Origin of the sequence: Flavobacterium pisciphilum, assembly GCF_020905345.1 — a bacterium.
In the GTDB taxonomy this organism is placed as follows: Bacteria; Bacteroidota; Bacteroidia; order Flavobacteriales; family Flavobacteriaceae; genus Flavobacterium; species Flavobacterium pisciphilum.
This window is the reverse complement of sequence record NZ_JAJJMO010000001.1, coordinates 4,385,035-4,411,003: the sequence shown is the minus strand read 5'-3', so window position 1 is coordinate 4,411,003 and position 25,969 is coordinate 4,385,035. Positions and strand designations below refer to the sequence as shown.

The following is a 25,969-nucleotide window of genomic DNA, read 5'->3' as shown; positions in this document are numbered from 1 at the left end:
GATTTTAGAAATTAATCATTATCTAAATAATCTTCTCTTTTTAATCTTTGCCGTTCCTGTTTGTAATTTTTTGTTTGTTTTTGTTTTTTAAAATCCGAACCCTGAAAAACCCGAATTGGATTTCCTCTCTGAATTTGCAACTGGTTCATCCATTGCACCTGAAATTCAGCTTTAAACTGCTTTACAGTTTCTTCTTTAAACTTCTGTAGTAACCTCTCGGTAGCTAGTTTTTTATTCTGATGTTGTGAACGTGAATCCATCGAAACAACACTTATTCCCGTAGGGATATGTGTTGCTCTAACGGCTGAACTCACTTTATTTACATGTTGACCACCTGCACCCGAACTACGCATTGCCTGATACTGAATATCATTTTCAGAAATTTGCGTTGTCGTTACTTTATCAACTTCAAAGATTCCGATAAACCAATTTTTACGTTTATGAAATTTCCTAAACTGACTCTGCCCTATCCACTGGATTGTACCAACCCAAGAATTCACAAACTCATTAAGGTCATTGCTTTCTAATAAAACTGTAGCTGTTTCTACCGTACCATTTTCTATTCCTGTTTCTCTCTGAAGCAGAGTAGTCTTTATTTTACTACTACTTGCTTCTTCCAGAAAAGTCTTTAAAACCTGAGCCACAACCCAGCTACATTCAGCTGGGCCACGCCCTGATGTTATTTGAATTATTTTTTCCATTTCTCTATAATTTTCAACAGTTTTTCTCTGTTTTTTGCTTCTTTTACAAATTTTGGTAAACGAGATACTAAACTTGAACTGTAATTTATTTTTGAATTTCGCTCTCGCAAACTCGCTCCGATATATCGCTCTAAATAATCAATATGCTCTTGATTGTAAGCCCAAAAAACATTCCCATCTACTTCTTTTTGGAACCAAAGTGGTAAATTATACCACTCCTCTTTTATTAAACCATCATTAATTTTGGAGTTTTGCAAAACCTTTTTAATTTTTGGTTTCCATTCTTCTTGAAAGCTACAATGAGGACATTTTGCTCTGTATTTTTCAGGACATTCTTTTAATGGTTGCGATTCAAATTCATATTTTTCAAAACAATGATTGCAATACGCCTTCCCATAAGCGATATATTGGTAAACTGGTGCTTCAAGTCTATAAAAACAGTGCTTACACTCAAAAACCGTAGTAAAACAGCGTCCACATTCACAGCCTATCTTCTTTTCTCTTTTAACTGCCGATTTACAATCGCATTTGGGGCATTGTACTAAAACCTCATTAGAAAAATATCCTAAAAATTTATTTTCATCTTGAAATCGTTTCATCTTTTTAAATTTTAAAATTACCTGTCCATTCTAACGATTTTTGGCGTAAATGTGCCTAACACATCCACCAATTCCGCTTGATTGGCCATTACTTTATTGATATCTTTATATGCCATTGGTGCTTCGTCTATATTTCCACCAATTAAACTTACATCGTTTGCTTTTAAGACTTTATTAATCTCACTTTGCGTAAACGATTCCTTGCATTTTCTACGAGAAAAAAGCCTCCCTGCACCATGTGACGCTGAGTTTAAACTAGCTGTATTTCCTTTTCCCTGAACAATGAATCCTGGAGCTGTCATTGAGCCTGGAATAATTCCCAATTCACCAACATTTGCAGGAGTTGCTCCCTTACGATGCACAATAGCTTCTTTTCCATTTACAGTTTCTTTCCAAGCAAAATTGTGATGATTTTCGATTGTCACAACCACACGTTTACCAATTGCTTTGGCAATTCGGCGGTGAATATCATCATGACAAGCTTTTGCATAATCACCAGCTAAATTCATAGCTAGCCAATATTCCTGCCCGTCATGCGTATTTAAATCCAACCAAGCCAAATGCTGTACATTTTTTGGTAACGGACATTGTTTAGTTGCTAGATATGTATAATGTTTGGCAATGTTAGCCCCCAATCCTCTTGATCCACTATGCGAAAGCACTGCAAAATACTCGCCTACACCTATTTTCCATTCATTAAGAGGATTAGTGATTTTCGCAATTCCAAACTCTACAAAATGATTTCCACCTCCCGATGTACCAAGCTGTTTGTAAGCTTTACTCAACAGATTTTTTAAGAGCGGAATATCTTGAAACTCACTTCGGCTAAACAATTCATGGTCTGCTTTTATTGCATGTGTTTCATACATTCCAAACTTTGTATGGTCCTTTAAAATCGCTTGCAACTGATGATCCTTTCCTTTAAAGAATGAAGCTGGAATATCAAAAATTGACAAACTCATTCGACAACCAATGTCAACTCCCACTCCGTATGGAATCACAGCGTTATCTGTAGCAAGTACACCACCAATTGGCAATCCATAACCAGAATGTGCATCAGGCATTAAAGCACCAGCAACTGAAATTGGCAACTTTAAAGCATCATATAACTGATACTTGGCTTGCTCATCTATTTCATTTTCTCCAAATATGGAAAATGGTGCACGTGTATTATTGAGCTGATGCATTCTTACCTGTACTGGGTTTACCAATCCTTCGGCAACTTTGCCCCAAGTACCATGTCCTGTAAATTTTTCAGGAAATAGTAAAACTTCTTTGGCTTCGGTTAATATGCTTTCTTTTTTTTCTCGTTTTCTGTATCTGTTTATCTGCCCCAAGGCAATATTGATACTGTTATTTTTTGGAAAGCCTATTTTAATTAGGTCCTTTCCAGATAATTTATTTCCCATTATGTATATTTTTCTTCTAAATACTCTTCATACATCGCATTTAGATTTTTACTGTTTTTTTGATTACTGTATTTTGCCTTATTTAAGCTGATATAATAATATCTATCTCTATTGCCTTTATAAATCTTACATCTTAAATCCCAATTTTCTATATAGTTCTCTATCAGCTTTAATTCGCTTTCAAGAACTACATTTACAGCTTTCTTATGTGTAATTATATTGGGCTCAATTTTAAGTACAAACCTCCAAGGCTCATTAAATTTGTAATATCTTACAAAACGACCGTATCGACTAGACCACTTTTCGATTAGTGTGAAACACATTTTTTCTTTTTCAGTTAACTCAAGTTTATTGCTACTCCATTCGCTAATGCTAATGTTATTCACAAATTGTTTCCTCGTATTATCTGTTTTTTTTCCAAAGCGTTTTTTGTAATTAGTAAATACTTTAAGATTGGAAAACTGAAATGTGTTTATCTTTTCTAATATATTTACATAAAACATGGCTTGATCTGAGCTTAAAATATCTTTTCGAACTACAAAAAAACGGACCCAACCTTTTTGATAAGGTTCCTTCAATTCTATTAGAGGCAAATCTTTAATTGCCAATTGAATTGTATGTTTTCGTTTTGATAATTGAACAAGCTGTTTCTCAAAATCCTCTTTTACTAATCTTTTTTTTCTTCTTTTGGTTTTTAGACGACTACACATTACATAGTCATCTAAAAGATAATTGTCCATTTAAAAAAAATTAAATTATAGTTTTCCTGCCAAGTATTAGAAAATACAAGGCAAAAGCATTTTATCTCAAATAGATAAATTGAGTTCGGGGTATCGGGAATTTTTTGAAGTGTCTAGAATAAAAAAAGCCCGAAAGTTAATTTCCTTCGGGCTTATTCATATATCTAAAATTGATTTGCTATGATTGCGAAAAGCCACGAAGACACATAACAACAGAATCTAATCCTGATGCGATGTTTTGAGAGGTAAAGTTTAATACAAACATTGTCTTCGTTATTAATTTGGTTAGTGATTTATTTTCGAGTGCAAATTTTTAAATTATTTTTCAAATAAACAAATTTAAAAACAAGTATTTTCTTATTTTACATTCAATTAATTGATTTTCAATGAATTATAACTATTTTTAAAAATCAAATCATAAGCAATAGTTAAATCCATTTTTAAGTATAAATTTTGATTAAATTTACAGCTATCAAAAATAAACCTATACTTATGCCAAACGACTGTATCAGCTACCAGACCTCAGGATATTTCTCAACATTGATACATGATTATTTAGAGCAAAAATCAGATTTAAAACCGCTATATAATAATTTCCCAACACTGGAAAACTTCGAAAAACAAATCATTGAAAAACAACAAAACTTTGATGATAACAATCGAATTCCATTAGTTTCAGCCTTAAGAGAACAATATGCTACAATTGAGCTTACTGATTCAACCAAGCACAATATAGAAGCATTAGCGCTCCCAAATACATTTACAGTTACAACAGGACATCAATTAAACTTATTTAGTGGTCCATTATATTTTTTGTATAAAATCATTTCTACAATTAATCTTACCAACGAATTAAAATCAAAATATCCTTCCTATAATTTTGTTCCTATTTACTGGATGGCAACGGAAGACCATGATTTTGAAGAAATTAATTATTTCAATTTTAAAGGCAAGAAATTCAGATGGAATGCTGAAAGTACTGGACCTGTAGGCCGATTATCAACACAAGGTCTTGAAGAATTTTTCGAAATATACGCTTTAGAATTAGGCTCTAATACCAATGCTACTGTTTTGAAAAAATTATTCAAAGAAGCGTATTTAAAACACAATAATCTAGCAGATGCAACTCGTTATCTAGCCAATAGCTTATTTGCTTCTCAAGGTTTAGTAATTTTAGATGCTGACAATGCAAATTTAAAACGTGCCTTTATCCCCTATATAAAAGAAGAACTAGAATCTCAATCTTCTTATAAAGCTGTTCAGGAAACTATTGAAAAGCTTAAAGATTATGCGGTTCAGGTAAATCCACGTGAAATTAATTTATTTTATATCGAAGATGATTTACGCGAACGTATCATTTTTGAAAATGGAAGATATAAAGTAAACAATACCCGAATTGAATTCTCTGGACAAGAAATCTTCGATTTACTAGAAAGTAATCCCGAAAAATTCAGTCCAAACGTAATCATGCGTCCGCTATATCAGGAAATTATTCTGCCTAATTTATGTTATATTGGTGGAGGCGGAGAAATCGCATATTGGTTAGAATTGAAATCGTTTTTTGACACTGTAAAGATTACTTTCCCGATGCTTTTAATTAGAAATTCGGTGCTTTTAGCGAACGAAAAACAAGTTAAAAAAGCAGATAAATTAAATTTATCATGGAGCGATTTATTCTCAAAACAAGAGAATTTAATCAATAAAAGCACAAGAGAATTATCTCCATTTTCCATTGATTTAACCCCTCAAAAAGAGATTCTACAGAAACAATTTGAGCATCTTTATGAATTAGCAAATCAAACCGATAAATCATTTACGGGAGCTGTAAAAGCTCAAGAAGTAAAACAAATAAAAGGATTAGAAAACCTTGAAAAGAGATTATTGAAAGCTCAAAAGAGAAAACTAAACGATATTTTACAACGTATTATTGACTTGCAAAATGAGTTATTCCCTAACAAAAGCTTACAAGAACGTCAAGCTAATTTTTCAGAATTTTATATAGAAAAAGGAGAAGAATTAATTCCACTTTTAATTCGAGATTTAAAACCTCTAGAATCTAATTTTAATATTATTACAATATAAAAACACAATAAAGTAATACTCATAAGGAAATAAATAACCGCTTGCTTCTTAGAATATTACTCTCTAAACCAAATTATTAACATTTAAAACAAAAACTAACCTATTACCAAAACATTATGACCAAAGAGCGCTTGATTTCACTAGATGTCTTCAGAGGATTAACTATTTTATTAATGACAATCGTCAATAATCCCGGAAGCTGGAGCGCTGTTTATCCTCCTCTATTACATTCAGAGTGGCATGGCTGTACACCAACCGATTTGGTATTTCCATTTTTCATCTTCATCATGGGAGTTGCTGTTTCATTTGCAATGCCTACAAAAACCTTTGACAGTACCACTTTTAATAAAATATTGGTTCGCTCCTTAAGAATGTTTTGTTTAGGGATCTTCTTTAATTTTTTTGCCAAAATACAACTTTTCGGACTCGAAGGAATTCCATTGCTTGTAGGTCGATTAATTATAACTATTGCTGTAGGATATGCATTAATGGGGAATTTTAGCTCTAAAGTAAAAAATATCCTAGCCTTTTCTATCTTATTTATTTATCTCTTTTTGGCTTATAGTGGTATCGAAGCCTATCAAGATGTAAGATTACCGGGAGTACTGCAACGTATTGCAATTGTATATTTTGTAGTATCGCTTTTGTATTTAAAATCAAACCAAAGAACACAAATACTAGTTGCTTCTATCTTATTATTGGGATATTGGGCTATGATGGCTTTAATTCCGGTTCCAGGAATCGGAGAAGCTAATTTTGAAAAAGACACCAATCTAGCATCTTGGGTAGATAGTATCTTGTTAAAAGGGCATATGTATCGCGGAACCATAACATGGGATCCAGAAGGAATCTTAAGTACAATTCCATCAATTGCAACAGGAATTATTGGTTTACTCATTGGTCAACTATTACACCGCTCTATACCAAAAATAGAGATTGCTAAAAAGATGGCAATTGCTGGTATTATTCTAATTATCGTTGCTCAAATTTGGAGTATTGTTTTCCCAATAAACAAATCGCTATGGACAAGTACATACGTATTATATACAGCTGGCTTAGCAACCACTTGCCTAGCAATACTATATTATCTTATTGATATTATGGACTTAAAAAAGGGGATAAAATTATTCTTAATCTGGGGAGTAAATCCTATGATTGTATTTTTCTTTTCTCAAATAATCCCACAAGGATTAGTAATGGTTCAATTTAAAAATCCGCATAGTCCAGATCAACAAATTAATCTTTTAGAGTATTTATATCGTTTTGGCATTGCCCCATTCTTCAGTAATCCGATGACGGCTTCATTAGCTGGTGCGCTTACTTACGTTGGAATTTGGACATTTATTTTATGGATTTTTTACAAGAACAAACTAATTTTTAAGGTTTAAATTCATTTCTAACTATCGTTACTAATGCAACTCTACAACATTAATTATCATAAAGGTAGTCTCTGTAGTTTTAATTGTGAATTAATTAAATTCAATTCATAAAAAAAGTCTATTTTTGCACAAAATTTAATAAAAACAAAAATGGCAACAAATAGAACTTTTACAATGATTAAGCCAGATGCAGTTCAAAACGGACACATCGGAAATATCTTAGCAATGATTACTAATGGAGGATTTAAAATCGTTTCATTAAAATTAACTCAATTAACTGTAGCTGATGCTAAAGCATTTTACTCAGTTCACTCAGAAAGACCTTTCTATGGTGAATTAGTAGAGTTCATGTCTCGTGGACCAATCGTTGCTGCAATTTTAGAAAAAGACAACGCTGTTGAAGATTTCAGAACTTTAATCGGAGCTACAAACCCTGCTGAAGCTGCTGAAGGAACAATTCGTAAAGCATATGCAACTTCTATCGGAGAAAATGCAGTTCACGGTTCTGATAGCGATGAAAATGCTGCTATCGAAGGTGCATTTCATTTTGCTGGAAGAGAGCAATTCTAATTTAAACCTTAGATTGTAGACTGGCTTAGATTTCTTAGTCAAGTTTAAATCAAAAAAGAAAACCCGCTTCAATGAAGCGGGTTTTCTTTTTATATAGTGTTTTAGTCCTAGTATCATCCTGAGCGGAGTCGAAGATAGTTTTTCAGTTTTCAGCCTCAGTCTCAAGTTTAATTCAAGTTTAATTCAAGTTTCAATCACTTAAAAATTAAAATCTAGACAACTCAAAACCTTTGCAACTTTGCAACTTTGTACCTCAGAACCTCAAAAAACCTATCTCAAAACCACATCACGAACTACATCTCTACGCAATTCTTCATTGATCATGGTAATAATTTTAGATTTCCCATGAGTCAATTCTTCTCTTAAAACAGATGACGTAAGCTCAACATAAAGCGTACTTCCTTTCAAAATTACATTTCGGGTATAACTATTTACACCATTCCCCATTAGTTGTCTCCATGCGTCTTTTACATCAATCTCATCCATTCCGGGTTGAAGTTTATTAACCTGGATGATTTTCTGCAAAATATCCCCAACAGTACTCTGATTATTTAGTCTTTTTGCCATTTTCTGTAATATTAATTGGTCCTGCTTTTTTATAATGATATTCCTTTTTCTCAGCGTTTAACAGCACTAACTCACTGTCTGTTAAAGCAATTAATTCTTCACTCCATTTCATATAAGGTGTTGAATAATCTAAGAAAGCTTTACCGTCTTTAAATCTTACTTTAACATCTTCGTGCAACTCATTTGTGACAAATGTACCATCCAGTTGTGGCATTACTTTTTGACGAGTTCCTATATTATCAGCTCCGATCATAAAATAATCATAGCTCTCATTCATTCCGTAATCTTTATTCTCACCCTTATCAAAAACTACTTTTTCAATCTCCCAATATCCATTTATTTTAGCAATATCGGCAGGTTCTATTTTCTGTTGACAAGCGACGAACAAAAGTGAGACTAAGAGAATTTTAAATACGTTTTTCATTATAAATTATTTTTTTCAAGGAGCCATTCCTGCTATTCGCTATATCTTTATTATGAGATCCTTCCTTTGTCAGGATACCATAATAAAGGATGCCACTTCTATCAGGGCTAAAGCTTCTTGGTAATATGAATGTTTTTTGTTAAACACAAAGTTAACTTTATAAAATTGATAACGAAGAAAAAATTGCCAAAACCCGACAAACTATCTTTTTTATTCAGACTTATTTATAAAGCAAAAAACCAACGAATACTATAAGTATTCCTTGGTGATTTATATATAAAACACAGCTTACTCTAACAAAGGAAAGCTTTATGTTATAAAACGGAAATCTATTTATTAATTATTTTTTTGTCTGAATCCTTCTAAAAAGACCTAAAACAAACAGAACAACCCCAATCACTAATAATATGTAATATACTGTTAGGTTTTGTTCTCTAAAAATATTAGACAAAACAAAAGAAAGAATGCTGCCAAAATAAAAATAAATTGGTGGAATAGTATTAAAACTCATCTTAAATTATTTAAAGAAACTATCTACAAACTCATACTTATTAAAAACCTGCAAGTCTTCAATTCCTTCTCCTACACCAATGTATTTTACGGGAATTTTAAACTGATCTGAAATACCAATTACAACACCACCTTTGGCAGTACCATCTAATTTGGTTACAGCAAGCGCTGTTACTTCAGTTGCAGCTGTAAACTGCTTCGCTTGTTCAAAAGCATTTTGTCCTGTAGAACCATCTAAAACCAGAAGTACATCGTGAGGTGCATCGGCTACAACTTTCTGCATTACACGTTTTACTTTCGTAAGTTCGTTCATCAAGTTAATTTTGTTATGTAAACGACCTGCTGTATCAATTATTACCACATCGGCATTTTGAGCTACTGCTGATTGTAAGGTATCAAATGCTACTGATGCTGGATCACTACCCATGTTTTGTCTTACGATTGGCACATCTACACGATCAGCCCAAATTTGCAATTGGTCAATCGCTGCTGCACGAAAAGTATCTGCAGCACCTAGAACTACTTTATAACCTGCTTTTTTAAACTGATAAGCTAATTTCCCGATAGTTGTAGTCTTTCCTACTCCATTTACTCCAACAACCATTAAAACATATGGTTTTGTTTGAATCGGAATTACAAATTCAGTTGCTTCTCCAGTATTGGTTTCTGACAATAAACCTGCAATCTCTTCTCGCAAGATTTGGTTTAACTCATCAACTCCAAGATACTTATCTGCTGCTACACGGCTTTCTATTCGGGTAATAACTTTTAGGGTTGTCTCTACTCCAACATCCGAAGAAACAAGGATCTCTTCTAAATTATCTAAAACGTCGTCATCGACTTTAGATTTACCAGCTACTGCTTTGCTTAATTTAGAAAAGAAAGAGGTTTTTGATTTCTCAAGACCTTTGTCTAAAGTCTCTTTTTTGTCGGAAGAAAATATTTTTTTAAAAAAACTCATTTTATATAGGTTGTTAGTTTTTTGAATTATCTAGATTTTTCTCACAATCTACGACAATCCTTGAGTTTAAAGAAGACTATTTGTCTTTAATTAGCCCTGATTGCAACAAAATCCTTTTGTTCTGGAGTTCAGAACAAAAGATTGTAGCAAAAGCGGGAACTTTGATTAAAAAACAACTATTGTTTGGCTTCTCTAAATCTTGAGACAAATATAAAAAATAAAAAAGCTACTTCCGAATGAAAGTAGCTTTTCTATATATTGTAATTGTTAATTATTTCTTTTTCAAGAAAGTATCAACTTCTTCAGGAGCCATAATAGATTCTACGAATGTATATGCACCAGTTTTAGGAGATTTCACCATTTTGATGGCTTTTGATAATCTCTTAGAAGCTGTTTGTAACGATGCTACGGTTTTCTTTGCCATGATTCAAATGTTATTTGAAGTCTTATAAAACTCTAATGGCAAAACCATTGAGATTTATAAAATCTCTAATTATTACTTAATTTCTTTGTGAACAGTTACACGTTTCAAGATTGGATTAAATTTCTTAATCTCTAATCTATCTGGAGTATTTTTTTTGTTCTTTGTTGTAATGTATCTTGAAGTTCCTGCTACACCAGAAGTCTTGTGTTCAGTACATTCTAAAATTACTTGGATTCTATTACCTTTCTTTGCCATCTTGCTATATATTTATTTTGGAAAAGATTATTTGATAAATCCTTCTGACTGCGCTTTTTTCAAAACTGCAGAAATTCCATTTTTATTAATTGTTTTTATCGTAGATGCTGCTACTCTAAGAGTAATCCATCTATCTTCTTCTGGAAGATAAAAACGCTTTTTAACTAAGTTCACAGAAAATTTTCTCTTAGTTTTGTTCATAGCGTGAGAAACGTTATTTCCTACCATCGCTCTTTTACCTGTAAGGTCACAAACTCTTGACATTATACTTATGTTTTATCGTTATTCAAAATCAGGGTGCAAAGAAAAGAAAAATAAACGATTGAAACAAAAAATTAGAGCACATTTTTTAAAATTTCTTTTTGTAACATTTCTAAACTTTTAATTACAGCCCTATCTATCACTTTTTCACGTGGTTGGCCAAAGTTAAATTCTTCAACAATTACACCACCTGGAGTTGCAATTGCAATAAAAACCGTACCAATTTCAGCATTTGAATCTCCTTTTGTTGGTCCAGCGTTCCCAGTTGTCGCTATTGCGTAATCAGTTTTCATTAGGCGTTTTACGTTCAAAGCCATCGCCGAAGCCACTGCTGAACTTACGACAGAATTTTCTTCTATTAAACTCGCTGAAACACCCAAAATACTAGTTTTTAACTCGGTTGAATAAGCCACAACACTCCCCTTAAAATAGCTTGATGCGCCAGAAACCGCCGACAAAAGCGACGCAATTTTCCCTCCAGTACAACTTTCTGCTGTTGCTATTGTTTTACCTCTCTTAGCAAGCAACTGCCCTACTACCACCTCGATGGTTTCGTTATCATCAAACCCTACTATGATATCATGAATAATAGCATCTAGCGATTGCACATTAGCCTCAATAGCTGCTTCTAGCATTTCTTTATCTGTTCCTCTTGCCGAAAGTCGCAATCGCACTCTTCCTGGATTTGGCAAATAAGCTAATTTTATAAAATCTGGTAAATTATTCTCCCACTCTTCAATACGCTCGGCTACTAAACTTTCACCCTGCCCGTATGTAAGTATGGTTTTATGAATAATATATGGTCGCTCGTATTCTTTCACAACCTTTGGAACTATAACACTTTCTACCAAATACTTCATTTCATATGGAACCCCTGGAAGCGAAACAAAGACTGTATTTTCTTTTTTCATCCACATCCCTGGCGCTGTTCCCATCTTATTGTGAAGCACAGTACATTTTGACGGAACCAACGCTTGATCTTTATTCATTTGAGTAATCGGGCGTTTATAAAAACCTTCGATTAACTCTGTGACATGCGCCAAAACATCAGTATCTACCACTAATTCATCCTCAAAGTAATCACAAAATGTTTTTTTAGTCACATCATCTTTAGTTGGCCCTAAGCCTCCTGTAATAATCACTAAATCGACTTTGTTTTGTAATTGAGAAAAGGTGTTTAAGATATGCTCTTTATCATCACTTATCGAAATCATTTCGTGGACTTCAACTCCGATTTTATCTAAAGACTTGGCTATAAAACCAGAATTTGTATCTACAATTTGTCCTATTAGGATTTCGTCACCAATTGTTATTATTGTTGCTTTCATGTATCTGAAGTTCAAATTACTACATTAGGTTATTTCTCAAAAGGAGTTGCACGAGATAGCAATAGAAATCCTTTTTATCGAGAATAATACGAAGAAAGAAAAAATTAATTCACTAATCAGTATTCAATATTACGATTAGTGAATCTTAATTTACAATAGATAATTCAACCTGAGTTTTCAGGAAAACTATCTTATTTTTTTTCACAAATCAAAGTCTTTCTTAATTTCTTTGATTGCTTCTTTTACTTGATTTTTTATACTCTTAAAAGTCTCCTCAATAGCTTTCTTTTTACCTTCAGCCTTTGTCCAAGCTTCCACTTGAAGAATCTCTTCAAAAGCTACATTAAGACCTAATAAATCAAGTGTTGGTTTTATCTTATGCGCATAGGCATAGGCATGTTTATGATCTTTCTTTTTTATCCCTTCTTTAATTTGTTTTAAATCCTCAGGAACTTCGGTTACAAACAAATTAAGAATTTCGTTTACAAATTCTGGATCATTATCTGAAAGTGCGTACACTTTTGAAAGGTTGTATTTTAAAGCCATTATTTTACTTGTATTCTGAATAATTTTTTTCCTTCTAAAAATCCTTCTAAAACATCGTCTGGTTTTACAGCCGCAACTCCCTCAGGAGTTCCTGTAAAAATAATATCTCCAATTTTTAATGTGAAGTATTGAGAAACATAAGAAATAAGTTCATCAATTTTCCACAACATCATATTGGAATTTCCTTTTTGAACGCTCTTAGAATTATTTGTTAATTCAAATGTAATATTTTCCAATGAACTAAATTGCGTCTTAGGCAAAAATTCACCTATCACTGCCGAACCATCAAAGGCTTTTGCCTTCTCCCAAGGTAATCCTTTTTCTTTCAATTTAGTTTGTAAATCTCTAGCAGTAAAATCAATACCCACACTTATTTCATCGTAATACTTATGCGCAAACTTTGGTTCTATATATTTCCCAACCTTGTTAATCTTAACAATTAACTCTATTTCGTGATGAATATCCTCAGAAAATTCAGGTATTACAAATGGATGTTGCTTTAATAAAACTGCCGAATCTGGCTTCATAAATACAACTGGCTCTGTTGGGCGTTCGTTTTGTAACTCTTCAATATGATTGGTATAATTTCTACCGATACAGATTATTTTCATTCTTTTCTAAGTTTCTGAGTTGCTAAGCTACTAAGCCACTAAGAAATTGAGCCAAAAACTCAGACCCCTAGAATCTTAGTTTCTTAGAATCTTATTTTGTATTTAACTTTCTTAATTTAATAGCCGTTAGCACCTTTTTGGTATACAAGGGAAAATCGGCATTTTGTATCCAACTAAAATAGCCTGGTTCTGTTTCAAGAATCTTCTCCACCTTTGCTCCTTTATGCTTTCCGAAGGTAAAAACCTCTTCATCATCTTTATCAAAAGCAATCATTCCTGCAAAATCAGCTAATTTTTTTCTAGTTGTAAATTCCGACAATGATTTCATGTCATTTTCCAACTCTGGGTAACGATCCAATTGCGCTTTAAGAATCTCATAAGTAGCCATTGTATCTGCTTCTGCTGAATGTGCATTCTCTAAGCTTTTTCCGCAATAAAACTTCAAAGCCGCACTTAATGTTCTCTCTTCCATTTTATGAAAAATAGTCTGCACATCAACCGAGCATTTATTTTTCATATCAAAATCAACTCCTGCGCGTAACAATTCTTCTGCTAATAAAGGAATATCAAAACGATCAGAATTAAATCCTGCCAAATCGCTATCTTTTATCATATTATAAACCTGCGGCGCCAATATTGCAAACGTAGGCTCATTTGCTACTTTTTCATCAGTGATACCATGAACAGCGGTAGTTTGTGGTGGAATTGGAATTGTAGGGTTCACCAACCAAGTTTTACTTTCTTTATTTCCGTTTGGAAAAACTTTAAATATTGAAATTTCTACTATTCTATCCTTTCCGATGTCAATTCCAGTAGTTTCAAGATCGAAAAAGCAAATTGGTTTGTTGAGTTTCAGTTCCATTTTTTAATTTTATAAGTTTACAAATATAATTTTTAAAGCCGAATTTCGCTTGTTTTTTTCAGAAACTTGCCGATTACCACCTGTAATGCAATAATCCTGCAAAAAGAAAACCCTTTCAACATTTAAAACGTTAAAAGGGTTAATTATTTATAAGATTGGTTTCTTTAGAAGTCTCTATCTACATCAAAAGCCTCTAAATATTCTGCTACTCTTTTTACAAAACTTCCTCCTAATGCTCCGTCTACAACTCTGTGGTCATAACTATGCGAAAGGAACATTTTTTGACGAATTCCTATAAAATCTCCTTCTGGAGTTTCTATAACTGCTGGTACCTTGCGGATTGCTCCCAATGCTAGAATACCAACTTGTGGCTGATTGATAATTGGCGTTCCAAAAACACTTCCAAAAGTTCCAACATTAGTTACTGTATAAGTTCCTCCTTGCGTATCGTCTGGTTTTAATTTTCCTGCTTTTGCACGATTACCTAAATCATTAACCGCTTTTGCCATTCCAACTAGGTTTAACTGATCTGCATTTTTAATTACTGGAACAATTAAGTTTCCATTTGGTAAAGCTGCAGCCATCCCTAAGTTAATATTTTTCTTTTTAATGATATAATCTCCATCAACTGAAATGTTCATTCCTGGAAAATCCTTCAAAGCTTTTGCTACTGCTTCCATCATAATTGGAGTAAAAGTAAGCTTCTCGCCTTCTCTCTTTTCAAAAGCAGCTTTAACTTTATCTCTCCATTTTACAATATTTGTAACATCAACCTCAATAAATGACTGAACATGCGCAGATGTTTGAACTGAAGCCACCATATAGCCAGAGATAAGCTTACGCATTCTGTCCATTTCAATGATTTCATCACCTCCATTTACAGAAACTGGTACTGCTTTTGAAGCAACTTGCTCCTGCACTTTAACTGGCGCTGCAACCTCAACTTTTACTTCTGCCTTTGGAGCTTCAACTTTATCTTTTCTACCAGCTATATAAGCCAATATATCTTCTTTGGTCACACGACCGTCTTTTCCTGAACCATTTATACTTTCTAACTCTGCGATAGAAACATTTTCTTCTTTAGCAATATTTTTTACCAAAGGAGAAAAGAATTTATCCGATGTAGTATAATCTGCTGGTGTAGCAACTAAATCTTTAGCAACTTCAATTGTTTTTTCGATAGCCACAACTTCTGCTGGAGCAGTAGTTTCTTCTGCTACTTTATCGACTAAAAACGATGAACCACCTTCTGTTTCAATAATGGCAATAGTCTGCCCTACTTGTACTAAATCGTCTTTACCAAACAATTGCTCAATCAAAATTCCCGAAACTTCACTTGGCACTTCGCTATCTACTTTATCAGTAGCGATTTCCAGTACTGCTTCGTCCATTTCAATTTTGTCTCCAACTTCTTTCAACCAGTTTGTGATTGTTGCTTCAGCGACACTTTCTCCCATTTTAGGAAGTTTTAATTCAAATCTTGCCATATTGTTAACCTAAAAGGTGATATTGATTTTCAGATTGCGAAATTACTGAAATTTTTAAATATAAATTACATTAAATATAATTTTTATGTGATTTTAACGATTTTACCTCTATCATTACTAGAATCACTTCCGATTAAAAAAGCAGTGGTTTTAGGTAAAATTTTAAAAGTAATCTTCTTATGCCTTTCAGATTTTATGATATCGATACATTTCTTGAATGATATGTAATGATTATCCAAAATTACCTCTACTCCTTTTGCTATGTAAATCAGGGACGAATTTACCATTTTTTCTTTTTTTAAATCGTAAAATGTAACTTTATTTTGTAAAATTTGACTCAATTTTTCGGCTAAATTATCATTTAAGCTATATAAAAAATATTCTTTTGGCGTTGTTCTTATCGTTCCATTTCCCTGAATCATTTTGAGAATTGAAAAAAATACTATTCCCATTTTCATAAAAAGAGAAAACAAAAAAGACACTTTAAAATGTTTCCTATAAAAGAAATTCATCGCTTCTTGAAAGCGCTTCATATATTTTTCATCCTTTATAGTACTTTCCCCTTTGTAGTGAATTACAGTAGTTTCAGAGTAATAATAATTAGTCTTCCCTTGCTTCAATACCATATATGACAGATCGATATCATCAGAATACATAAAACAATCTTCATCAAAACCACCTACTTCATGATACAAATCTCGTTTCATTACCATAAAAGCACCAACGAGAATTTCAACTTTTCCCGTTTCGTTTTCCTTTAAATGTTGCGCATAATATTTATTGCAATATTTAGACTTTGGAAAAAACTTATACAAACCTGCAATTTTGGTAAAAGCAACCCAAGGTGTAGGAACGCCTCGCTTACTCTCTGGAAGAAAATTACCAGCCCCATCAATAAGGTTTACTCCTACTATCCCTAAATTATGTTGCTCTTTGGCAAAAGCCAATACTTTTGTAAATGTATCTTCAGCAACAACCGTATCAGGATTTAAAATACAGATATAATCACCTTTAGCCTGAGAAACTCCTATATTATTCCCTTTTGGGAAACCTAAATTTTCTTTATTCTGAATCAATTTCACATCTGGAAAACGACTGTGAATCATCTCACAACTATCATCTGAAGAATTATTATCAATTACAATAATCTCGCTATCTAGGTTCTCAAGCGCCTGCTGTACACTTAAAACGCATTGTTCTAGAAAATAACGTACATTGTAATTAAGGATGATTACTGATAATTGCATGTGAAAATTAGGGCTATATTTTTTTGGGGAAGTTAGAAATTTTCTGCTAATCCGAATCGTAAAGATCAATCGTTTTTACTGACTTTAAAATCTGAAACCAAATTATTATTATTTTGTTTGCTTCATTTTACATATACCCCCTGTTCCAAACGCTTGATTTCATTTTTAAAAACTAATATTGAAAAGAATTAAAAGAAAAATTCCAAAATCATTTGAAAAAAGTATATTTGGAATAAGATAAAACGAACTCAATTTTTAAAGCATAAATATTTAGTTATGATCCGTTTACCAATTTCATTAATTATAATTGCATTTATTACTTCAAGCTTTATCTGTAAAGAAAATAATCTAAATCTAGTAAAATCAAACACTTGGTATATCGCAGGACCTACCAAAGAAAATCAGGAAATAATTAATACGATTCGAAAGAAAGATGGTGTTATTCGAGTAACAGCTAATGACTCCCCTGTTGGTGAAATCGAGCTGAATGTGATGATTACTCCATCTGGATCTAATGATGGACCACCAACTAATTTACCTAGTAATTCTGATTTTGTTAGCATTACTTATAAATCATCTCAACCTATTACCATTCAAGCTCGCGAAGGAAACGATTCTGGTACTGGCTGTGTACATGGAGGAATACACGCAATGACCAATTTACCTGCTTCTCCTGAAAAATTTACAACTATCAAAATTCCATGGTCGGATTTCAAACTAAATGGCACTCCATTAAACATTCACAATCTTTGCAAATTTAATTTCGTGAATTACCATCCTATTTCTGGTGCTATATTAGAAATAACCGCTGTACAAATTCAGAACCTAAAACCATAAAAAACAACCTCACATTATGAAAATTAAAATTTTAAAACTCTTATTCCTAACCTTATTTTTTCATACTCTTTCATATAGTCAAAACGTTTCTGTCGATAAAAAAATAGATATTAATGGCGTTTGGGTAGATCGTAATGATGGTGTAGAAAATGCAGTTGCTATTATTTCTGAACAAAACGGTAAAGTAATATTCTCTCATTACTTAGAATGGAAAGGTCAAAAGTTTGTAGAAAGTGGTGTTGGAAAAAGAATCGGAAACACTATAGAATATGTTGTCGATGTGACTTTACCTATAGAGGGTTGGGCAACTCAAGGAACACATACCCTAACATTATCTGAAGATGGCAATACATTAGAGGGCACCTATAAAGACAACAAAAAAAGAGAAGGCCCAATTGCTTTTAAGAGAATCAGGTGATTTTTGTGAGATGTGAGATGTGAGATGTGAGATGTGAGATGTGAGATGTGAGATGTGAGATGTGAGATGTGAGATGTGAGATGTGAGATGTGAGATGTGAACTATAAAAAAGGGTTTAATGATTTCATTAAACCCTTTTTTATAGTTAGAAAATCCTATGTACTCATTTCTACATTATCCCAATCATCAGCTCTATTATAAATCCATTCTAACGATTTTCGTCTTTCATAAACCAATCCCTCATTTAATTTAGATTCCCTACCATTTAACCTTTCATCGACACAATACCAATGCAATCGGTAATAATAGTCTAACTTGGTATAAATCTCAACTTCTGATTTTAATTCTTGCAAAAGCTCCATTTTCTGATTGTCATCTCCGCTTTCTAGATTTGGTAAAAGCGAAGTCATATTATCTCCAATATATTCTTCTGCTTCAAGCGTTGGAATCATTTCTGTAACCCACATAAAAGCCCATAAAGATTCTAAATACCATCTTAGAGAATTAACCTCTGATTCGGTCAAATCATCATTTTCTTTTTCTAAAATCTCTTTTTCTGAATCTGAGAGATAGTGTACTAAATCATGATTCTCAATCCATTCTTTAATAATATAAGTAGGAGCTTCAAAAGCAATATTTATCAAAGCATTCATAACTGACATCCTTCCTTTAATCTCTTCAAGAGGCCTTAATTTTGGTGTGTCCAATATAGGCAACCAATCATTTACTCGATATTCTTTTTGTCTAATGAGCACATCATTATCATTTTTTATTTGTCCGCGTTGTTCTTCAGTCATAATCTAATTTTCAATAATAAAATCGAAAAATATAAATAATTTCTCTCAAACCAAACTGTTTCAATTGAAATTTTACAAATGCAGCTGAATTTTATACTTATTAAAAATTCGCATTACAAATAACATAATCGTTGAGAATACTAACGACCAAATTATTCCTGGAACTCCTTCGCGAAAATATGCTGGAATGATATGTATATTAAATGCCAAATTGAAATAATAGATAATTCCTGGAAGTATATAAATTAGCAATGGATTTGCTGCCGCAGGCATAAAAAAAGCACTCCACTTTGTTTGTTTTTTAATCTCCATTAACCAATACAAGAAATAAAATACTACTGTACAAATACCCGCAGAATATAATACCCAAGAAGGTGTTCCTCTTATTTTTGAAACTTCATAATAAGGTCGTAACAAATAGCCTAATACAAAAAACAACACTCCAAAACCTATTACTCTCCAATTGATTTTCTCTGAAATTTTTCCTTCAAAAAACAAAAGAGAGATTACTACTCCAGCCGAAACCAATGTAGCATGTGTCATGTGTCCAGCGATAAAACTCAACCAACTTGTATCATGAATTATGTTCCCTTTTGTCTGATTAAGAATATTTGCAACAAGACAAACAAAAAGGAATCCAATCATTGCAATTAGTTTTCCATTAACCAGCCAATAATAAACTACCGAAATTAAATAAGCCCACCCTATAAGTCCGAGTATTCCCCACCATTTTGGTGTAATTCCAATATTCCCATTTTCCTGAACATATAAAAAATATAGCAATACTAAAACTAGCATTCCGCCATACTGCAATATGTTTTTAGCGACTTTAGGAAATGATTTATCGTATTTATTCCAAATAGGAATTGGCATTGAGTAAGCCAAAAGCCCCCAAAAGGCTGCTGAAATCACCATTTTGGATGCATCATAACCGTATTCAGCATTTACCATATAAACACCAATAATGATTAATGCCAATGCTCTTTTTAGCGTATGTGTCCAAATCGTTTTAGGTGTATCTCCTTTGATTAATCGAGCATTAAATGCAAATGGGATAGACATACCTACAATAAATAAAAACGCAGGAAATACCAAATCAACAAATGTCATCGCATCGGCATCTGCTGGCATGTGTTTCATCCACTGTGGTACGTTTTTCACACTTGCTAACTCATTGACAAAAATCATAACAAAAATGGTGATTCCACGGAAAGCGTCTATAGAAATAATCCTTTTATTGAATAAATCTTCTTTTATTTTCATAATTCATTACATTATTAGTAGCACTAACAAATATAAAATATTCAAGAAGAAATCAAAGGAGTTTCCAAAAGACTGACAAACTCGATGATTATTGTTAAATATCAGTAAGAATGGGGTTTTATGTTTGATTCTAAAAAAGTACCTTGCGGCAAATTTCTTATAAAAAAAATAAAATTCATAAATTTAAACAACACAACATAATAGCATGAAAAAAATTACATTAAGCGCTTTAATTATAATGACTTCAATAATTTCTTTACAAGCGCAATTATATACACCAACTGGCACAATATTAGGAAACTCATTAAATAGCAATATTGGAATTGGCACCAATGCTCCTTTAGAAAAATTAAGTATTTCTGGTGATCATGGTGATACCAGATTTTTGCTACATTCTACAGGTGGAGGTACAGATGTGAGACAAGCTGATCTCATGTTATGGGCTAGTGAACCTGGGCTAACATATAATGGTGTAGGTATAGGAAATAACATTCATAATTTTAAAAATAACTTAGGAGGTATTTCATTATTAAATCCGGCAAGAGGAGGCTCTTATATTCGCTTGCTAGATAACTCAATGTTATTTAATGTAGTATCTTCTTCAGGTACCGATAGACAAGCTTTTAGTATTGATTCAAATGGCACTATAGCCATAGGAAGACAAGAAGCTCCAGGAAATACTGTTGGAGAAATCATTCGTCTATCAATACTCCCATATGGTCATACTGGTGGACCATGGACTATTAAATCTCGAGACATCCATGGCTACGCTTTTATGGATATCAATTATGGAAGTACTGGATCTACTTTAACAATTAAAAGCAACCAAAATGTAGGCATTGGAACAAAAGATCCTGCATATAAATTAGATGTTTGTGGTACAATAAGATCAAATGAGGTAAAAGTAGATTTACTAGCAAGTTGCGTACCTGACTACGTATTTGCAGATGATTACAAACTAAAATCACTACAAGAAGTAGAAGAATTCATTAAACAAAACAGCCATTTACCCGAAATCCCATCGGCTAAAGAAATTGAGAAAAATGGGCTTATGCTTGCCGAAATGAATATGAGTTTATTGAAGAAGATTGAAGAAATGACTCTTTATATGATTGAAATGAAGAAAGAAATAGAAATATTAAAACAAAATAAATAATGAAATCAACTTTTTCTATAATCGCAATTCTAGTTACCTCTTTTTGCATATCACAAAATAATTTTCCGCTTACAGGTAAAGTAGGTATTGGTACAACAAATCCTATAGAAATATTAAATGTTAATGGAGGTACTGGTGAAGGAGCCCAATTTGACACTAAAATGGCATTGACTAAAACTTCAAGTACAGGAAACATTCAGAGTGCTAAAATTGTTTTAAATGGTGTAGATAGTAGTTGGGGAAATTTAGTTTTTAAAGTTAAAACTACAGCAAGCAAATCAGAATATGATAGTTTTTATTCAGACGCATTAACAATAAAAGGATTTAATGCTAATGTTGGCATTGGTACTAATAACCCTATCGAAAAGTTAAATATCAATGGTGGTACTGGAGAAGGAGCCCAATTTGACACTAAAATAGCATTGACTAAAACTTCTAGTACAGGAAACATTCAAAGTGCTAAAATTGTTTTAAATGGTGTAGATAGTGGTTGGGGAAATTTAGTATTTAAAGTTAAAACAACTGCAAGCAAAGCCGAAATTGAAGATTTCTATACAGATGCCTTAACCATTAAAGGATCTAATGCTAATGTAGGTATTGGTACTAACATCCCAATCGAAAAATTTAATATTAATGGCGGTACTGGAGAAGGAGCCCAATTTGACACTAAAATGGCATTGACAAAAACTTCCAGTACGGGGAATATTCAGAGTGCTAAAATTGTTTTAAATGGTGTAGATAGTAATTGGGGAAATTTAGTTTTTAAAGTTAAAACAACTGCTAGCAAAGCCGAAATTGAAGATTTCTATACAGATGCCTTAACTATTAAAGGATCTAATGCTAATATAGGTATTGGAACCTCAAATCCAGACGAGAAGCTCACTGTAAAAGGAAAAATACATGCGCAAGAAGTTCGAATAGACTTGAATTTTCCAGCACCTGATTACGTATTTGCAAATGATTACAAACTAAAATCATTAAAAGAAGTAGAAGAATTCATTAAACAAAATAGTCACTTACCTGAAATCCCATCAGCAGAAGAAATTGAAAAAAATGGGCTTATGCTTGCAGAAATGAATATGAGTTTGTTAAAAAAAATTGAAGAACTTACTCTTTATACTATTGAGCAGGATAAGAAAAATAATATTCAATCAAGAGAAATTGAAATATTAAAAAAAGAAAATCAAGCTTTTAAATCTTTATCTGAAAGACTTTCTAAAATAGAAAATCAATTAAAAAAATAAAAAACATGAAAATCAATTTACTATCATCTATCATCATTATGAGCATAAGTTTATCTATAAAAGCTCAAAATACAACTTTTAACAATGTATCAATTGGAACAGATGTTCCAGCCAGTGGAGTTCAAATAAAAGCTAACTTTCCTGGAGTAACCGCAGGTTGGGCAAGAGGTTTTCGTATTACTAATGAAGATGGCACACAAAATTTTATAGGACTTGGTGCTTTTGGAGGAGTTGCAAATGGAATTTCTTCTTTAAAAAATGCCTATATCGGTAAAGACTGGGATTCACAATATATGACATTTTTAGCAAATGGTAATATAGGTATAGGAACTACTTCACCATCATCGAAACTTAGTGTATTAGGAAACATCTCTAAATTAACATTAGATGGAGTAGATGGGGTTTATGATAATTTAATTAAATATGGTCATAAATCAGATTTGGAAAGTGGTACAAATTATGCTAATCGTTGGCATGGAATTGATGCAACTATCACGGCTGGTCTTGCAACCAGTAATAAATTAAAATTCAAACTATATGGAGGAACCATTGAAAATAAAGAACCAATTGATGTGATGACATTAGTTGGTAATGGTAATGTTGGAATCGGTACAACAAATCCAATGTCAAAACTGACTATTGCAGGAGGAAATCCTTTGTTTTTAAGTCATGGAGGCAGTAGTGAGGTACCCTTTCTAGCTGTTTTAAATTCATCCGTACCAACTGATGCCAAATATGGTTGGGCATTTTATGATAATCAGACAAATGGAAATTTAGACATTTATAGAAGAAATGGAACTAGCGATGGAATACAACTCATGACTTTTAATAGAAATACTGGTGATGTTTCTATTGGCTCCACTGAGGCTAGAGGCAATAAATTAGCTGTAAAAGGCACTATCGGCTGTGAAGAAGTAATAGTAAAATCTGGAAGCAATTGGAATTGGCCAGATTATGTATTTGCTAATAATTATAAACTAAAATCACTACAAGAAGTTGAGGAATTCATTAAACAAAACAGTCATTTACCCGAAATCCCATCGGCTAAAGAAATCGAAAAAAATGGGCTTATGCTTGCCGAAATGAATATGAGTTTATTGAAGAAGATTGAAGAATTGACGCTTTATTCTATTGAACAGAATAAAGAAATTCAGAAACAAAATAACAAAATTCTGGTTCTTGAACAAAAAGTAAAAAAAATAGAATCTACTTCAAAATAAAATTAACGAAACTATAAAATGAAAAAAAGAATATTTATAGGACTACTTGTATTAGGTAATTTACTACTTACAAATGCACAAAACGCAACATTCGATAATGTCACTATAGGATTAAATGCCCCTGATTGGGGAGTAAATATTAAAACAAACTTTCCTGGGCTTACAGGAAGTTGGAACAGAGGTTTTTTTATTTCTAATGAAACTGGCTTACAGCATTTATTTTCAATCGGCGCTAATGGAAATTCAGTAAATGGTATATCTAGTTTTACTAGTGGTTTTATTGGAACCGACTGGAAAAACCAATACATGTCCTTTTTACCTAATGGAAATATAGGTATCGGAACTGAAACCCCTTTGGTAAATTTACACATTAAAAATCAAACAGCACATTTACGTTTAGAATCATCTGATGTTGGATATAATGCATCAATTCAATATGTAAGTGGCGGGCAATATCGTTGGGAACTAGGAACAGGAATATTCTCGGGACCAAATTTTGAATTATATAATAGAATTAACAACAAATATTCTCTTGTAGTTACCCCTGAGGGTAATATCGGAATCGGCATAACAAACCCAGACGAAAAACTAACGGTAAACGGCAAAATTCACGCTCAAGAAGTTCGAATTGATCTCCAGAGCCCTATGACTGTACCAGACTACGTATTTGCAAATGATTACAAACTAAAATCACTACAAGAAGTAGAAGAATTCATTAAACAAAATAGTCACTTACCTGAAATCCCATCAGCTAAAGAAATCGAAAAAAATGGGCTTATGCTTGCCGAAATGAATATGAGTTTATTGAAGAAAATTGAGGAATTGACGCTTTATATGATTGAAATGAAAAAGGAGAATGAGGAAATGAAAAAGAATCAACTAAAATTAGAGAAAAGAATTAATACAATTGAAAACAAATAAAGGAATATGAAAAAAATACTACTTTTAATTATAGTAAATTATATTACAACAACATACTGTCAAAGTTTTGATGGCAATTTAGATTCAAAAAGTTTATTTTGGGCGATGGAGCAAAAAAACTTCGAAAGTCTTCCAAGAGTTGGAATCCCTCCTATGTCAATAAAATTATGGGATAATTATAATAGTACAGTAGCTCCTTCTCAATATGGATCACTATTAGAAATAAATGGTAGAGTGGGTCACTTGGTTTCTCAATTATATTTTAGCGGTAACTGGGATAATGGTAGAGTTCAATATAGAAGTTCTTTTTATGGTCAGCCTAACTGGCAAGATTGGCGTTATTTATTAGATTCAAAAAATGATATTGAAACATCTGGTAATTTAAAAATAAATGGAAACGGAAATAGTTATATTCTAAACGGAAACCTAGGTATTGGCATTCCAAATCCAGTTAGCAAGCTGACATTATTAGGATCATTAACTATTAATAGTGGATTAACTAATGCCTCAACTAGACCAATAATTTCATCAGGCACACTCTCAAACGGTGAAATTAGAGGCTATAACGCAGCTAATCCTCTTGCTGATGATGGTTTCTTAAGGTTATCCGCTGGAGGAGGAACAAATAATGTGAAATCATATATAGATTTATCTGGTTATTCTACGCAATCTGATATGTATGCAAATATTGTAATGGGTACGGGAGGAAGAGAACGCATGAGAATTGATTCAAATGGTAACGTAGGCATTGGTACAACTAATCCAGATGAAAAACTTACTGTTAATGGTAAAATTCACGCTCAAGAAGTTCGAATTGATCTCCAGAGCCCTATGACTGTACCTGACTACGTATTTGCAAATGATTACAAACTAAAATCACTACAAGAAGTAGAAGAATTCATTAAAGAAAATAGTCATTTACCCGAAATTCCATCGGCTAAAGAAATCGAAAAAAACGGGTTTATGCTTGCTGAAATGAATATGAGTTTATTGAAAAAAATTGAGGAATTGACGCTTTATTCAATTGAACAATCTAAAAAAATTCTAATTATTGAAAAGCAAAATGAAAGATTAGAAATAGAAAATCAAGCTTTTAAATCTTTATCTGAAAGGCTTTCTAAACTTGAAAACCAATTAGAATAATTATAAT

Annotated in this window: 28 protein-coding genes; 10 read left to right on the top strand and 18 right to left on the bottom strand. The window is 32.5% G+C overall.

Going from position 1 to position 25,969, the window contains the following annotated elements; genetic code table 11:
* Positions 1 to 11 precede the first annotated feature (11 nt).
* From prfH to LNQ49_RS18710, 4 genes are read right to left on the bottom strand one after another with little or no spacing between them, the layout of a single operon-like run.
* Positions 12 to 701, bottom strand: a complete 690-nt coding sequence (gene prfH / locus LNQ49_RS18725; RefSeq protein WP_229990529.1) for a peptide chain release factor H — start codon at positions 699 to 701, stop codon at positions 12 to 14.
* Complete coding sequence (locus LNQ49_RS18720) at positions 689 to 1,300, bottom strand: hypothetical protein (RefSeq protein WP_229990528.1); 612 nt, start codon at positions 1,298 to 1,300, stop codon at positions 689 to 691. The genes prfH and LNQ49_RS18720 overlap by 13 nt, the downstream gene beginning before the upstream one ends.
* A 17-nt stretch (positions 1,301 to 1,317) precedes the next feature.
* A complete protein-coding gene (locus LNQ49_RS18715) occupies positions 1,318 to 2,709 on the bottom strand; it encodes an RtcB family protein (protein ID WP_229990527.1) in 1,392 nt (463 codons plus the stop codon).
* Entirely contained in the window at positions 2,709 to 3,449 is a 741-nt protein-coding gene (locus LNQ49_RS18710; RefSeq protein ID WP_229990526.1) for a hypothetical protein, read from the bottom strand. The genes LNQ49_RS18715 and LNQ49_RS18710 overlap by 1 nt, the downstream gene beginning before the upstream one ends.
* A gap of 492 nt (positions 3,450 to 3,941) precedes the next feature.
* Between LNQ49_RS18710 and bshC the strand changes: the two genes are divergently transcribed.
* The 3 genes from bshC to LNQ49_RS18695 all read left to right on the top strand — a co-directional run bounded on the left by bshC (position 3,942) and on the right by LNQ49_RS18695 (position 7,480).
* Positions 3,942 to 5,531 (top strand): bacillithiol biosynthesis cysteine-adding enzyme BshC, encoded by a 1,590-nt coding sequence (bshC, locus tag LNQ49_RS18705; protein ID WP_229990525.1) that lies wholly within the window; start codon positions 3,942 to 3,944, stop codon positions 5,529 to 5,531.
* A gap of 116 nt (positions 5,532 to 5,647) precedes the next feature.
* Positions 5,648 to 6,919 carry an acyltransferase family protein gene (locus tag LNQ49_RS18700; RefSeq protein WP_229990524.1) on the top strand — a complete coding sequence of 424 codons (1,272 nt, stop codon included), beginning with the start codon at positions 5,648 to 5,650 and terminating at the stop codon, positions 6,917 to 6,919.
* A 141-nt stretch (positions 6,920 to 7,060) separates the two neighbouring features.
* A complete protein-coding gene (locus tag LNQ49_RS18695) occupies positions 7,061 to 7,480 on the top strand; it encodes a nucleoside-diphosphate kinase (protein WP_229990523.1) in 420 nt (139 codons plus the stop codon).
* Between the two features lie 270 nt (positions 7,481 to 7,750).
* On the opposite strand, the gene LNQ49_RS18690 is transcribed toward LNQ49_RS18695, so the two are convergent.
* The 12 genes from LNQ49_RS18690 to LNQ49_RS18635 all read right to left on the bottom strand — a co-directional run bounded on the left by LNQ49_RS18690 (position 7,751) and on the right by LNQ49_RS18635 (position 16,963).
* Positions 7,751 to 8,047 (bottom strand): DciA family protein, encoded by a 297-nt coding sequence (locus tag LNQ49_RS18690; RefSeq protein WP_229990522.1) that lies wholly within the window; start codon positions 8,045 to 8,047, stop codon positions 7,751 to 7,753.
* Positions 8,028 to 8,471 carry a hypothetical protein gene (locus LNQ49_RS18685; protein ID WP_229990521.1) on the bottom strand — a complete coding sequence of 148 codons (444 nt, stop codon included), beginning with the start codon at positions 8,469 to 8,471 and terminating at the stop codon, positions 8,028 to 8,030. The genes LNQ49_RS18690 and LNQ49_RS18685 overlap by 20 nt, the downstream gene beginning before the upstream one ends.
* A 517-nt stretch (positions 8,472 to 8,988) precedes the next feature.
* Positions 8,989 to 9,942: a signal recognition particle-docking protein FtsY gene (gene ftsY, locus LNQ49_RS18680; protein WP_229990520.1), complete on the bottom strand. Its 954-nt coding sequence runs from the start codon at positions 9,940 to 9,942 to the stop codon at positions 8,989 to 8,991.
* A 271-nt stretch (positions 9,943 to 10,213) separates the two neighbouring features.
* Positions 10,214 to 10,366, bottom strand: a complete 153-nt coding sequence (locus tag LNQ49_RS18675) for a DUF4295 domain-containing protein (RefSeq protein ID WP_072961632.1) — start codon at positions 10,364 to 10,366, stop codon at positions 10,214 to 10,216.
* A 72-nt stretch (positions 10,367 to 10,438) separates the two neighbouring features.
* Positions 10,439 to 10,621, bottom strand: a complete 183-nt coding sequence (gene rpmG / locus LNQ49_RS18670) for a 50S ribosomal protein L33 (protein ID WP_017495179.1) — start codon at positions 10,619 to 10,621, stop codon at positions 10,439 to 10,441.
* A 27-nt stretch (positions 10,622 to 10,648) separates the two neighbouring features.
* Positions 10,649 to 10,885, bottom strand: coding sequence for a 50S ribosomal protein L28 (rpmB, locus tag LNQ49_RS18665; RefSeq protein WP_007805815.1), 237 nt, complete (start codon positions 10,883 to 10,885; stop codon positions 10,649 to 10,651).
* A 71-nt stretch (positions 10,886 to 10,956) separates the two neighbouring features.
* On the bottom strand, positions 10,957 to 12,210 hold the full coding sequence (locus tag LNQ49_RS18660) for a CinA family nicotinamide mononucleotide deamidase-related protein (protein ID WP_229990519.1): 1,254 nt from the start codon (positions 12,208 to 12,210) through the stop codon (positions 10,957 to 10,959).
* A 201-nt stretch (positions 12,211 to 12,411) separates the two neighbouring features.
* Positions 12,412 to 12,756 (bottom strand): Hpt domain-containing protein, encoded by a 345-nt coding sequence (locus LNQ49_RS18655; protein WP_035625977.1) that lies wholly within the window; start codon positions 12,754 to 12,756, stop codon positions 12,412 to 12,414.
* Positions 12,756 to 13,367, bottom strand: coding sequence for a fumarylacetoacetate hydrolase family protein (locus LNQ49_RS18650; RefSeq protein ID WP_229990518.1), 612 nt, complete (start codon positions 13,365 to 13,367; stop codon positions 12,756 to 12,758). Before LNQ49_RS18650 ends, LNQ49_RS18655 begins: the two co-directional genes overlap by 1 nt.
* Positions 13,368 to 13,458: 91 nt before the next feature.
* Positions 13,459 to 14,229, bottom strand: coding sequence for a 3'-5' exonuclease (locus LNQ49_RS18645; protein ID WP_229990517.1), 771 nt, complete (start codon positions 14,227 to 14,229; stop codon positions 13,459 to 13,461).
* 164 nt (positions 14,230 to 14,393) lie between these two features.
* Positions 14,394 to 15,716 (bottom strand): dihydrolipoamide acetyltransferase family protein, encoded by a 1,323-nt coding sequence (locus tag LNQ49_RS18640; protein ID WP_229990516.1) that lies wholly within the window; start codon positions 15,714 to 15,716, stop codon positions 14,394 to 14,396.
* Positions 15,717 to 15,799: 83 nt separating this feature from the next.
* Positions 15,800 to 16,963 (bottom strand): glycosyltransferase family 2 protein, encoded by a 1,164-nt coding sequence (locus tag LNQ49_RS18635; protein ID WP_229990515.1) that lies wholly within the window; start codon positions 16,961 to 16,963, stop codon positions 15,800 to 15,802.
* A gap of 276 nt (positions 16,964 to 17,239) precedes the next feature.
* On the opposite strand from LNQ49_RS18635, the gene LNQ49_RS18630 reads away from it, so the two are divergent.
* Both LNQ49_RS18630 and LNQ49_RS18625 read left to right on the top strand, forming a co-directional pair.
* Positions 17,240 to 17,800: a hypothetical protein gene (locus LNQ49_RS18630; protein ID WP_229990514.1), complete on the top strand. Its 561-nt coding sequence runs from the start codon at positions 17,240 to 17,242 to the stop codon at positions 17,798 to 17,800.
* 16 nt (positions 17,801 to 17,816) lie between these two features.
* A complete protein-coding gene (locus LNQ49_RS18625) occupies positions 17,817 to 18,218 on the top strand; it encodes a hypothetical protein (RefSeq protein WP_229990513.1) in 402 nt (133 codons plus the stop codon).
* 155 nt (positions 18,219 to 18,373) lie between these two features.
* On the opposite strand, the gene LNQ49_RS18620 is transcribed toward LNQ49_RS18625, so the two are convergent.
* Positions 18,374 to 19,015, bottom strand: a complete 642-nt coding sequence (locus LNQ49_RS18620) for a DUF4272 domain-containing protein (RefSeq protein WP_229990512.1) — start codon at positions 19,013 to 19,015, stop codon at positions 18,374 to 18,376.
* Positions 19,016 to 19,087: 72 nt separating this feature from the next.
* Positions 19,088 to 20,278 (bottom strand): DUF5009 domain-containing protein, encoded by a 1,191-nt coding sequence (locus LNQ49_RS18615; protein WP_229990511.1) that lies wholly within the window; start codon positions 20,276 to 20,278, stop codon positions 19,088 to 19,090.
* Between the two features lie 205 nt (positions 20,279 to 20,483).
* Here LNQ49_RS18615 and LNQ49_RS18610 point away from each other — a divergent pair, with 205 nt between their 5' ends.
* From LNQ49_RS18610 to LNQ49_RS18590, 5 genes are read left to right on the top strand one after another with little or no spacing between them, the layout of a single operon-like run.
* Entirely contained in the window at positions 20,484 to 21,434 is a 951-nt protein-coding gene (locus tag LNQ49_RS18610) for a hypothetical protein (protein ID WP_229990510.1), read from the top strand.
* The gene (locus tag LNQ49_RS18605; protein WP_229990509.1) at positions 21,434 to 22,678 is read left to right on the top strand and encodes a hypothetical protein; all 1,245 of its coding nucleotides are present in this window, start codon (positions 21,434 to 21,436) and stop codon (positions 22,676 to 22,678) included. Before LNQ49_RS18610 ends, LNQ49_RS18605 begins: the two co-directional genes overlap by 1 nt.
* 5 nt (positions 22,679 to 22,683) lie before the next feature.
* Positions 22,684 to 23,898 (top strand): hypothetical protein, encoded by a 1,215-nt coding sequence (locus LNQ49_RS18600; RefSeq protein WP_229990508.1) that lies wholly within the window; start codon positions 22,684 to 22,686, stop codon positions 23,896 to 23,898.
* A gap of 18 nt (positions 23,899 to 23,916) precedes the next feature.
* On the top strand, positions 23,917 to 24,819 hold the full coding sequence (locus LNQ49_RS18595; RefSeq protein ID WP_229990507.1) for a tail fiber protein: 903 nt from the start codon (positions 23,917 to 23,919) through the stop codon (positions 24,817 to 24,819).
* Positions 24,820 to 24,825: 6 nt separating this feature from the next.
* Complete coding sequence (locus tag LNQ49_RS18590; RefSeq protein ID WP_229990506.1) at positions 24,826 to 25,962, top strand: tail fiber protein; 1,137 nt, start codon at positions 24,826 to 24,828, stop codon at positions 25,960 to 25,962.
* The last annotated feature ends 7 nt before the right edge of the window (positions 25,963 to 25,969 follow it).